This window comes from Ensifer sp. EB106-03-01-XG145, assembly GCF_058792075.1.
This window is the reverse complement of the sequence record NZ_JBYTEC010000011.1, coordinates 1-10,839: the sequence shown is the minus strand read 5'-3', so window position 1 is coordinate 10,839 and position 10,839 is coordinate 1. Positions and strand designations below refer to the sequence as shown.

Here is a 10,839-nt window from a genome sequence, read left to right as displayed (position 1 = left end):
AAAAAGAGGAAGGGGAGGCGGGGGAGCCCCCCGCTTTTTGATTGGAGGGTTGGCTATTTCGAAGTGGAAAAGTTGGAGGCGTGTGAAGTGCCGCGCTTTGCTATGCCTCATGCCCGATGATGACGAATGGCAAGCTCTGCAACCAAGCCACCGCCGTCGCGGTTCGTCAGCGTCAGTGAGGCATTGATGGAGGCCGCGAGCTGTTGGGCGATGGCAAGGCCGAGGCCGGTTCCGCCGGTATCGCGGTTGCGGGAGTCCTCCAGCCGGACGAAGGGTTTGAGCACGGCATCCAGCTGATCATCGGGAATGCCAGGCCCGCGGTCGAGGACCTTGATTGTCACCGTGTCGTCCGCCAGCCGCCTGACCTCGATCTCGGCGCTATCACCAAACTTGAGTGCGTTGTCGACCAGGTTGGTAAGGATGCGTCTGAGCGCCTGGGGCCGGGTGACGATCGCGCCGCTATCGACATCGCTGGCGGTAACCGCCCTGCCGGTGTCCTGATAGTCATAAACGAGGCTTTCGACGAAGGACGCAAGATCGATGCGTGTCGCTTTTTCGACATTGCCATGGGCGCTGCGTGCATAGGCGACGCCTTCCTTGACCAGGCTTTCGATCTGCCCGAGATCCTGGATCAGCTTCTCCCGGTCCGCGAAATCATCCGCCATTTCGGCGCGCAGCTTCATGCGTGTGATCGGCGTCTGCAGATCGTGGGAAATGGCGGCGAGAATCTGGACCCGCTCTTCGAGATACTGGGCGATACGGTCACGCATGGCATTGAACGCGGTCGCCGCATAGGCAACCTCGGTGGGCCCGGTTTCGCTGAGACGCGGTGTGTTCCGGTTCGGGTCGAGCGTATCGGCAGCCTCGGCAAGATTGACGAGCGGGCGCACCGCCTGACGCATGGCGAACCAACTGCACAGGAGCAGCAGCGCGAGCTGGGCTACGAGCACGAAGGGCAGCCAGTCGGCCAGGGGCATGACACCCTTGGGAAAGACGTCGATCGTCAGCGGTGAGCCGTCGCTCAGCGTCAGATGCGCCTGAAGGTGGCGGCGGTCGCCCGGGATCGTTTCGACCTTGACCGGAAATTGAAGGCCAGTCGCCCGCTCGATCTTGGTCGCGATCTCGCTGGCGGCCGGGTCGAGCGACGGATTGCCCGCAATGCCGGGGCCGAGAAGGAAGCCATAATTGTCGCGGTCGAGGCGAGCGAGCCACGAGGCACGCTCGGGCGCGGGCAGGCGATCGAGTATGGCGATCGACGTTGCGATTTCGTTTTCGAGCGTATCGAACATGACCGATCTGGCGGCCATGTAGCGCTCGAGGAACAGAACGGTGAACGACATGACATGCGCGATGGTGAGACCGGCCAGCAGGATAACGAAGAGCCGCGCCCTGAGCGTGCGCGGCCATAGTCGAAATCCTTTTGGGTCTGCGCTCGCCGTCATTCGCGCGCCTCCACGATCTCAATCGGGACCGAGAAGACATAGCCTTCGCTGCGCACCGTCTTGATGTAGGTCGGTTCACGGGCATCATCGCCGAGCCGCTGGCGAACCCGGCTGACGAGCAGATCGATCGATCGGTCGAAGAGCTCGGCCTCACGACCCTGGGTGAGATTGAGCAACTGGTCGCGATTGAGCACCCGCTGAGGGTGGTCGATGAACACCTTCAGCAGCCGATACTCGGCGCCGCTGAGTGCAATCACCGTGCCGTCAGCATCGATCAGGTGCCGGGCGGTCGTGTCGAGTTTCCACTGGCCGAAGCGCAGCAACTGTCCAGCCTCCGAGATCTGCAGGTTCGGCGGCAGCATGCGTGCGCGCCTGAGCACCGCCTTGATACGGGCGAGCAGTTCGCGCGCGGAGAACGGCTTGGAGAGATAGTCGTCGGCACCCATCTCGAGGCCGAGGATCCGGTCCATCTCGTCGCTGCGGGCCGTCAGCATGATGATCGGGATCGCCTTGTGTTTGCCGGCGCGCAGTTCGCGGCTGAGCACGAGCCCGTCGTCGCCCGGCATCATCACATCGAGTACGATGAGATCGACGGTATCTCCCTCGAGGAAGCTGCGCATCTGTCGCCCATCGGCGACTGCCGTTGCGCGCAGCCCGTTCTTCTTGAGGTAACCAGACACGAGTTCCCGAATCTCACGGTCGTCATCGACAATCAGTACATGGTCGATATGCTCCATCGAGCAAACTCCTCAAATCCGGTTTGGTCTTCGCATCCTTGCGGCATCACCCGGCCAGGGCCGGGGAACATCCGCTCAGTTTCATTGGCGCCCAGGATATGTCCTCGGTGTGTTCGCGATATCCAGACTTGCATGCGAAAGTAATGCAAGCACTTCCGGATACATTTCGACACAATTTCGCAAACGAAACCCGCCGCTTGCTGTCGAGCGGCGGGTTGCAAGAACGTCTGACCGGCGATGTCAGGCTTTTGCCTGAGCTTCCCGCTGGGCGCGGTATTGCGCGGTCGGCAGGCCGCCCCAACCCCAGTTGTCGAGCTCTACTTCCTCGATGACCACGTAGGTCGATTCCAGCGGCTTGTTGAGCACGTCGAGCAGGACCTGGCTCACGCCCTTGATGATTTCGGCCTTTTCCTCGGCCGTGACCGCCTGGCGGTCTGGAGTGGTGCCTTCGCGGGTCACCTGAACTGTAACGATCGGCATTGCCGTCTCCTTTTCAGACCTGGATGTTGACGGCACCATCAGGTGCCGCATCTGAGATGGATGGGGAGGGGAGGAGCGGCCCGGCTTGGGTAACGGTCGCTCCCGGACATACCTGCGCCGTTACCAGCGCCCGGCGTTCTGTCCGCCATCGACGTGCAGGATCTCACCCGTCACGAAACCGGCATTCTCCAGGTAAAGGACGGCGTCGACGATATCGCGGATCTCGCCCATGCGGCCGACGGGATGCAGCGTCGAGAGCGCCGCGTGCGTTTCCGGCGCGTGCATCGGGGTCTTGATGATGCCCGGCGAGACGGCATTGACGCGAACACCGGTCTTGGCAAATTCGATCGCGAGCGCCTGGGTCACGGAATTCAAACCACCCTTCGTGATAGACGCCAGGGCCGCCGGGACGCCGGCAATCGGCTGGTTCACGAGGCTGGTCGTGATGCTGACGATGTGGCCGGAGCCCTGCTTCAGCATCTCGCGGGCCGCGTGCTGGGTAATGTGGAAGAAGCCATGTTCAGATCATAGTCTTCCTGAGTGAACTCGGTGAACGGCTTGGCGGTGAAGACGCCGGCATTGTTGACGAGCGTATCGATACGGCCGAACCGTTCCAGGCTCTGGCGAACGACCCGCTCGGCGGTCTCAGGCTTGCTGATATCGCCGGCGACACTGACGATGCCAGCGTCCGAACTTTCCTGAATGGAGCGGGACGTGGCGATGACGCGATAGTTGCGATCGCGGTAGGCCTGAACCAAGGCGGCGCCGATGCCCTGCGATGCACCGGTGATGATGGCGACCTTCTGCTCATTGCTCATGGATGTGATCCTTCTTCGATTGCAACGGGCGCTTGGTGTGGCCCGTCCTCCGCCCTCGGCGTTGGTGCAATCAGATTTAGACCTATCCGATGTGTGAGAGAATTGACGCTATTTGGCGATCAATCAACCGCATATCGGCATAATCAGCCGAGCGTGCCAGCTTCCGTTGCCATGCGTGCGAACTCGGTCCGCAGACGTGGCAGCGCGTAATCAGCAAAGGCGCGAACCTTCGGAACCGGCATGCGGCCCTGCGGTGCAAGAAGATGAACCGGCATCGGGGGATGCTCGGCATTAGCCAGCACGATTTTCAACCGCCCATCGCTGACGTAGCGCGCGACATGATAGGAGTAGAGCCGGGTCAGGCCGGTACCCGCAGCGGCGGAGTCGGTCGCGGCACGCACACTGTTGACGATGCAGCGCGGTTTGAACTGCACCGTGCGAGGGATCAACGAGCCCTCGGCTGGCGTGAATGTCCAGGAATCGAGGCCGAAGTTGGTAAAGGCGACGATCTGGTGTTTGGCGAGATCGGCCGGCTCGTCAATCCGCGGGTGGTTGGCGAGATAACGAGGCGAGCCGACGACGACACGCCGGACATCGCCACCGATTCGTGTCGAAATCAGCGAAGAGTCGGCGAGATGGCCGATGCGGAGCGCGATATCGACACCCTCGTCGACAAGGTTTACGAAGCGATCGAGCAGGAGGAGCCGGGCCGAAACCGAAGGGTAGAGGTTGAGGAAGTCGTCGAGGATCGGACGCAGCACCTCTTCGCCAACGATCGGTGGCGCGGAGATCGTCAGCGTGCCGCGAGGGGCCGCATGTTCGCCACCTGCGAGCATGTCGGCCTCTTCGAGATCGATCAGCACCCGCCGGCAGGCAGCCGCATAGCGCTGGCCGGCTTCGCTGAGCTTCAACGATCGCGTCGTTCGATGGAGCAGTTCGACCCCGACATGAGCTTCGAGCAGGTTCAGGGCGCGGCTGACCGCCGTCGGCGACCGCTTCAGCCGCCGGGCCGCGCCCGCGAGGCTGCCTTCATCGACCGCGGTTACGAAGACCTTCATTGCGTCGATACGATCCATTCTGCCGACTTTCGCGATGATCATTGCCAATTGGCAAGCATTCACCCGCAACTGGACAGAAGTAAAGAGACCCGCTCCATCCTCTCGTCAGCGGTGTCGGGGCACAATTCGAGCAGCGGGCGATCAATCGGCAAACAGCTTCTCGATCAGATCGGCCGCTGAGCCCTGCCAAAGCTCTCCCTTGCCGGTTCCCGCCCAAAGGGAGAGGAAGTCCGCCGATCCCTTTGCTGCAGACGCGCCTCTGATATCGCGCGTGAACTTGTTCTGGGCCGGGAAGGGCATTGCGGCGGCGGCGTCCAGCTCGTTCATGAAGCGGTTCTCGATGCCACGGGCAAACCGGCCGGAGAAGGCGCGCGTTGTCCGCGTTGCGCGTTCCGTGCCCTGGAGTGCGGCGCGATAGGCTGCCGAGGTTCCTGCTTCGGCGGTCGCGAGGAACGCCGTTCCCATCTGCACCGCGCTGGCGCCCATGGCGAGGACCGACCGGATATCCACGGCCGTCATAATGCCGCCTGCCGCGATCAGTGGCACCTTCGCCTTCGGGAGGGTTCGGGTCAGCAGATCCCGAAGGCCGATTTCACTGTCCGCGGCCTCGGGATCGAATATGCCGCGATGGCCGCCCGCCTCAAAACCCTGGAGGGTGATCGCATCGACGCCGCTTTCTTCGAGCGCCCCTGCTTCCTCCGGTGTCGTCGCCGTGCCGATGATCAGCATCCCCGACTTGCGCGCGGTCCGCATGTACTCGGCAGGCAGCACTCCGAAGACGAAACTAAGGACTGTCGGCTTCGCCTTCAGCACGGCCTCGAACTGCTGATCGAAATCCTCTTCATAGGGTGCGGCGAATTGCGGCGCCGGCAGATCAAGTTCCGCACGGTACTTCGCCGTCGCTGCCACCGCCCGCTCGACCGTCGCCGCGTCGATCTGCGGCTGCGGGTGCTGGATGAAGAGGTTGATCGCAAAAGGACGGTCGGTGCCTGCACGAACCTTGTCGACGAACTCGGTGATGGCCGCCGGGCTCGAATAGGCTGCGCCGATCGACCCGAGCGCTCCGGCTGCCGAAGACGCGATGACGAGCTCCGGCGACGAGGGGCCGCCGGCCATCGACGCGACGATCAACGGGTGCTTCAGGCCGAGTCTCGCCAGGGGATCCTGCATATTCGATTTCCTCAATGAAGGTGCGTTCTTGCGTGCCGGCGGCGTGCGGGCTGAGGTGAAGGTTGACGAGCGGTCGCATTGATCGCCCGATTATGCCGCACCATAGGAGACCCGGAGCGGCCAGAGGTCAACTGTACAATGGTCGCACTGTCGAACGGGCGATCATGCCGCCGAGCAGTTGCGGCGAGATCGATTGGCTGGCACAGTCGCTCCGTGACGAGAGTTGCCCATGAGGACCCCGATGTCGCGACCGACGGACAAGCAAGACCCATCTCCAAGCCTTGTCGAACACTATCGGCCAGTGCAGCTCAAGGCCGTGCTTGCCGCCTGCGCGGTGAAGCATCGCGAACCTCCGCCGCCCCCACCGGAGGAACGCTTCTATGGATCGCAATTGCCGGAGGGATTCCACCTCCCGCAATCGGTCTACGACGACTAGGCGCGGCTTTCGCAATCAGTTCGTTGCCAGCGTCCAGGCCATGCCTGCAAGCGCGCAGGCAAGCAGCGTCGTGATCACCGAGGCGTTGAAGCGGAAGATCGCCACGCCGGCGGCAAGCGTCAGCAGGAGCGACGGCAGTACCAGCGACCCTATCACCGGTATGTCGAGCGCGAACGGCCCGAAATGCCCGCTCACGAGCTCCCCAAACAAGGTGTGCAGCCCGAACCAGACGGCAAGGTTGAGAATCACTCCCACAACGGCGGCGGTGATCGCCGACATGGCGCCCGTGAGCGCGATATTGTTCCGCAGCCGCTCAATGAAGGGCGCCCCAAGAAAGATCCAGAGGAAACACGGGACGAAGGTCACCCAGGTGGTCAGCATCGCCCCCAAGGTCGCCGCCATCATTGGATGGAGCGTGCCCGGGTCGCGGTAGGCGCCCATGAAGCCGACGAACTGGACGACCATGATCAGCGGCCCCGGCGTCGTCTCGGCCATGCCGAGGCCGTCCAGCATTTCGCCGGGCTTCAGCCAGCCGTAGTGCTGGACGGCTTCCTGGGCGACGTAGGCGAGCACGGCATAGGCGCCGCCGAAGGTGACGACCGCCATCTGGCTGAAGAACAGGCCGATCTGGCTGAAGACGCTGTCCCGACCGAGGACGATGATGAGCAACGCCAGGGGCACGAGCCACAGCGCAAGCAGCACGCCGGAAATCCGCAGCGACCATGCAAGGTTGGGGCGCGCATGCACGGGGATTTCCTCGCCGAGCGCGGAGTCCTCGTCCTTCAGAACCGGGCCCGTGCCGCCCTTGTGTCCACCGCCAATACGAAAGAGCGGCGAACCGGAGCGAGCGCCGATATAGCCAAGCACGCCGGCTGCCAGGATGATCAACGGGAAGGGAACGCGGAAGAAGAAAATGGCGACGAAGGCGGCGGCCGCAATGCCGATCATCATTCGGTTCTTGAGTGCTCGGCCGCCAATGCGGAAGACAGCCTGGACGACCACCGCGAGTACGGCGGCCTTCAGGCCGAAGAAGAGGCCTTCGACGACGGTGACATTGCCGAAGGCGGCGTAGATGTAGCTGAGGCCGAGGATCGCCAGGAAACCCGGCAGAACAAAGAGAAGTCCGGCAACGAGGCCGCCGGCGGTCCGGTGCAGGAGCCAGCCGATGTAGACGGCGAGCTGCTGCGCCTCGGGTCCGGGCAGCAGCATGCAGTAGTTCAGCGCATGCAGGAAGCGATGCTCGCCGATCCAGCGCTTCTCATCGACAAGGATGCGATGCATCACCGCGATCTGTCCGGCAGGGCCACCGAAGCTGAGGGCCGCAATGCGTGCCCAAACCCGGACGGCTTCGCCAAACGGGATGCCGTGGCTTTGCCGTTGCCGCGCCACTTCGGGCGCGGCCTTGTCAGCAATATCGGTCATCTCAGAGGTCCTTCTTGGGCGAGGGCCAGTTGTGCGTCTCGTTGGTAGCATCCCGGCACCAGCGATAGAAGGCGTCGTAGAGCAGCATCCCCGCATCCAGTTGCTCCAGGTCGTCGGCATACATGCGCGAGAGACCGAGGGAGGCGGCAAGCAGGCCCGGCGCCTCGGGTGCAAGCTCGGGACGGGCGGTGTCGGCCCCGCGCACGATGGTGGCTAGCCGCAGAAGCGGAGCGGTTGCAAGGCCGAACTGCTCGACCATCACGTCAAAGGTGCAGAGTTCATCGCGATGGCTCCAGCGGATCGGAGCATCGATATCGAAGGGCGTAGCGCCGAAGCGCTCGCCGACCATCTCGACCTCTGACGGCGCCACGTACAAGAAGACTGCCTTCGGATCGACGAAACGACGGATCAGCCAGGGGCAGGCAATGCGGTCGATCTTTGGTCGTGCCCGCGTAACCCAGACGGTCCTTCCGCCGGCGTCCCGTTCGGGTATCGCGGAAGCGGGCACGGCCGGATAGCCGCCATCCGCCCAAGCCTCGAAACCGCCTTCGAGCACGTCGGCAGCAATGCCGGCATTGCGAAGCCAGGCGGCAACGCCATGGCTGAGCTTCTTGCCCTGCTGGCAGATGATGATTGCCGATGCCTTGGCGACGTCGTCGATCCAATCCTGAACCTGGCGGTAGTCGCGCCTGTACGAACCTGGGATGAGGCGGGGATCGGCGTCGAAATCGTCGTCGATCCTGACATCGATCAGTGCGGGACAGTTCGGCGTGCCGATGAGGCGAGAGAGTTTTTCCGAGGATATTTCGAGAAATGACGACATGACGCGTCCTCCGGATGAGCGGTTGAGTGGACGCGATGCTTCGGCTGGCGCCTCATGGGGTGATCGCACCCCCATGCGCGAAGTTTTCCGCTCTTTGAGCGGACTGTCAAGCCGGCAATCAAGAATGGGAGAACGTCGCCGATCCGCTGTCCTGAGTGCGGAAGGGCGCCGCACTCAGGACGCAGACGCTCGGCGTGTTCGGGCTACTTGCCGGCGTCCTTGGCTGCGGTCTCTATGATCTCGGCAACCTTCTCCGCTTGCGAGGCAAAGACGGCGTGGCTCGCCTTGATTTCGCTTACCTGGCTGCCGGCGCGCTTTGCCATGCTTCGTTCAAGGTCCGGATTGATGGCGCGATCTTCGGTCGCCACGACCGCCCAGCTTTTCTTCGTCCGCCATGCCGGATCGCCGGACTTGGCGGTGAAAACCTCTTTTGCGGCAAAGACCTGCGACTTCGCCGCAAAGGCCGCTTCCGCTTTGGGAAGGTCGGCGGCGAAATCAGCAGCAAACGCTGTCGGATCGAGATAGAGATACTTGCCGTCGGTGGTTTCCTTGATGCTCATTGTCGCCGGCGGCTTCGATCCGGCAAGCGTTGCCAAATCCTCGCCCTTGTCCGGCTGAAACGCTGCGACGTAGACCAATCCTTCGACCTTCTGGTGATGTCCGGCTTCGCTGATCACCATACCGCCGTAGCTGTGCCCGACGAGCAAGGTCGGCCCATCCTGCAGGTCCAGAACACGGTTCGTCGCCTCGACGTCGGCGGCAAGCGAGGTCAGCGGTTCCTGCACGACCGTCACGTTGAAGCCGCGCCGCTCCAGGATATCGCTGGCCTGTCGCCAGCCCGAACCGTCGGCGAAGGCGCCGTGCACGATGACGATATTCTTGATGTCCGCAGCCTGGGCGGCGAAAGCAACCACGCTCGTTGCAAAGGCGAGGGCAAGAGTAGGGATGATGCGGCGGCGCATGCGATCGTTCCTTTCGGGGCCGTTGAGGTGACGATCGCAATCTGGTCCGGCGAGGTATCCCGGATACGTCGGCCGCCACCAGCAATTGTACCGCAATGTATGGGGTCGGCTCAGGTCGCAGCGAAGCACCGCGGGAAGGGCGGCTCCCCGGTGCGTTCCGTCTGGCCTCAATGGCTGAATACGGGCGGACTGTGCCCTATGATTCAACCAGGATCACGATTGATTCCGGCACGACGCCATCAAAGACCATCGCATCGGCCGCGGCCTGGGTCTGCATGGCTTTCGACAGGGCGTCCAGATCGGGGACATCCATGAGAATGGCCACCCGGGTCTGGTCCTGGGGATCGACGAAGGTTCGAATGCTGGTCACGCCGAGCGTGCTGAAGAACTCCTTGCGCTTCGGTGATTTCAACCAGTGTTCCGCGCTTTTCGTGATCTTGTGGTGGGCGATGATGGTCGGCATTGCATCCTCCCTGTCGCGGCATGGACGAACTTTTTCCTGTGCGGCCGCGTTCCCTCACGGAAGGCTCCGTCGGCCCGACTGTCAATTAGCCCGTCGGAAGTAGGTGCCGTCACCGGGAGGATACTGCTGATGCCTAAATTCGTGACCATTGGATATGGAGACCGTGCAGGCTACGACCGCACGGCGGCGGACGTCCGTAATGCGGCGCACGCGCATGATGCGGAACTTCGTGCAAGAGGAGCCTTGATGGGGATCGCCGGAGCGCCTGTTCAGGTGCGCAACGCCAACGCCGCGCATGTCGAGAAGCGAAGCGGTCCGTTCATGTCGTCTTCGCTTCCTGTGGCCGGCTTCGCGGTGATCGAGGCCGCAGACCTCGCCGAAGCGATCGATATGGTGTCACGCACCCCGTGCGCGGTGGCTCATGGGGTGGTCGAGGTCTGGCCGCTCGAGACTCCTTAAGTCCGACGATGTGTCGCCCCTGCCTAAGAGGCCTGGGCGACCAATGTTGGTTCCTGTATCTCGATGGCGCGGCTCTCGATTTTTGCCTCCGCGGCTACAGCCTGCTCTGTGTTGTCTCTGAAGAGTTTCCACTTTGTCGGCCGGAAGGCGATGCGGCTGTGGTCGCCGGCGGCGGCGCGTTCGGGCGACAGCTCGATCTCGACATGCGGATGGTTGCGGCCAAGATCGAGTTCGAGATGGCGGGTGCCGGCAACGCGGCGGCTGGCGGTGACGAGGCCGGCAAGACAGCCGCCGCAGCCGTCGATCAGCTCGATGTCGTGCGGGCGGAAGTGCAGATTGGCCGGCCCGTCCGGCTCGGCCGGAGCCCTGAGCCCGATCGGCCGGTCCTCAAACCAGATCTCGCCGTTCTGGAGCGTGACGGCGAGCGCGTTCGACTGGCCGATGAAGCCGAAGACGAAGGGCGAGACCGGATGGTCGTAGATCTCGTCAGGCGTGCCGACCTGTTCGATCGTGCCCTTGCTCATGACGACGACGCGGTCGGCCAGTTCCAGCGCCTCCTCCTGGTCGTG

The 10,839-nt window shown here is 63.1% G+C and carries 12 protein-coding genes and 1 pseudogene; 2 read left to right on the top strand and 11 right to left on the bottom strand.

Annotated elements, in window-relative coordinates; translation table 11 throughout:
• Positions 1-107: 107 nt before the first annotated feature.
• From AC3WWH_RS23260 to AC3WWH_RS23235, 6 genes and pseudogenes are all read right to left on the bottom strand, one after another.
• Positions 108-1,442 carry a sensor histidine kinase gene (locus AC3WWH_RS23260; protein ID WP_058324921.1) on the bottom strand — a complete coding sequence of 445 codons (1,335 nt, stop codon included), beginning with the start codon at positions 1,440-1,442 and terminating at the stop codon, positions 108-110.
• Positions 1,439-2,179: a response regulator gene (locus AC3WWH_RS23255; protein ID WP_058324920.1), complete on the bottom strand. Its 741-nt coding sequence runs from the start codon at positions 2,177-2,179 to the stop codon at positions 1,439-1,441. The genes AC3WWH_RS23260 and AC3WWH_RS23255 overlap by 4 nt, the downstream gene beginning before the upstream one ends.
• Before the next feature lie 240 nt (positions 2,180-2,419).
• A complete protein-coding gene (locus AC3WWH_RS23250) occupies positions 2,420-2,659 on the bottom strand; it encodes a tautomerase family protein (RefSeq protein ID WP_058324919.1) in 240 nt (79 codons plus the stop codon).
• A gap of 120 nt (positions 2,660-2,779) precedes the next feature.
• Positions 2,780-3,477 (bottom strand): annotated as a pseudogene (locus AC3WWH_RS23245) (SDR family NAD(P)-dependent oxidoreductase).
• 143 nt (positions 3,478-3,620) lie between these two features.
• On the bottom strand, positions 3,621-4,553 hold the full coding sequence (locus AC3WWH_RS23240; protein ID WP_058325070.1) for a LysR family transcriptional regulator: 933 nt from the start codon (positions 4,551-4,553) through the stop codon (positions 3,621-3,623).
• A gap of 123 nt (positions 4,554-4,676) precedes the next feature.
• Positions 4,677-5,705 (bottom strand): NAD(P)H-dependent flavin oxidoreductase, encoded by a 1,029-nt coding sequence (locus tag AC3WWH_RS23235; RefSeq protein WP_058324917.1) that lies wholly within the window; start codon positions 5,703-5,705, stop codon positions 4,677-4,679.
• Between the two features lie 241 nt (positions 5,706-5,946).
• Here AC3WWH_RS23235 and AC3WWH_RS23230 point away from each other — a divergent pair, with 241 nt between their 5' ends.
• Positions 5,947-6,141 (top strand): hypothetical protein, encoded by a 195-nt coding sequence (locus AC3WWH_RS23230; protein ID WP_058324916.1) that lies wholly within the window; start codon positions 5,947-5,949, stop codon positions 6,139-6,141.
• 15 nt (positions 6,142-6,156) lie between these two features.
• On the opposite strand, the gene chrA is transcribed toward AC3WWH_RS23230, so the two are convergent.
• The 4 genes from chrA to AC3WWH_RS23210 all read right to left on the bottom strand — a co-directional run bounded on the left by chrA (position 6,157) and on the right by AC3WWH_RS23210 (position 9,811).
• Entirely contained in the window at positions 6,157-7,563 is a 1,407-nt protein-coding gene (gene chrA / locus AC3WWH_RS23225; protein ID WP_058324915.1) for a chromate efflux transporter, read from the bottom strand.
• A gap of 1 nt (position 7,564) precedes the next feature.
• Positions 7,565-8,386 (bottom strand): chromate resistance protein ChrB domain-containing protein, encoded by an 822-nt coding sequence (locus tag AC3WWH_RS23220; protein ID WP_058324914.1) that lies wholly within the window; start codon positions 8,384-8,386, stop codon positions 7,565-7,567.
• 203 nt (positions 8,387-8,589) lie between these two features.
• Positions 8,590-9,348 carry an alpha/beta hydrolase gene (locus AC3WWH_RS23215; RefSeq protein WP_058324913.1) on the bottom strand — a complete coding sequence of 253 codons (759 nt, stop codon included), beginning with the start codon at positions 9,346-9,348 and terminating at the stop codon, positions 8,590-8,592.
• Positions 9,349-9,544: 196 nt separating this feature from the next.
• Positions 9,545-9,811, bottom strand: a complete 267-nt coding sequence (locus AC3WWH_RS23210; RefSeq protein ID WP_057248480.1) for a hypothetical protein — start codon at positions 9,809-9,811, stop codon at positions 9,545-9,547.
• A gap of 129 nt (positions 9,812-9,940) precedes the next feature.
• On the opposite strand from AC3WWH_RS23210, the gene AC3WWH_RS23205 reads away from it, so the two are divergent.
• The gene (locus tag AC3WWH_RS23205) at positions 9,941-10,270 is read left to right on the top strand and encodes a YciI family protein (RefSeq protein WP_057248479.1); all 330 of its coding nucleotides are present in this window, start codon (positions 9,941-9,943) and stop codon (positions 10,268-10,270) included.
• Between the two features lie 23 nt (positions 10,271-10,293).
• On the opposite strand, the gene AC3WWH_RS23200 is transcribed toward AC3WWH_RS23205, so the two are convergent.
• Positions 10,294-10,839: TOBE-like domain-containing protein (locus AC3WWH_RS23200; RefSeq protein ID WP_492377285.1), on the bottom strand; the 546-nt coding region annotated here is incomplete at its 5' end.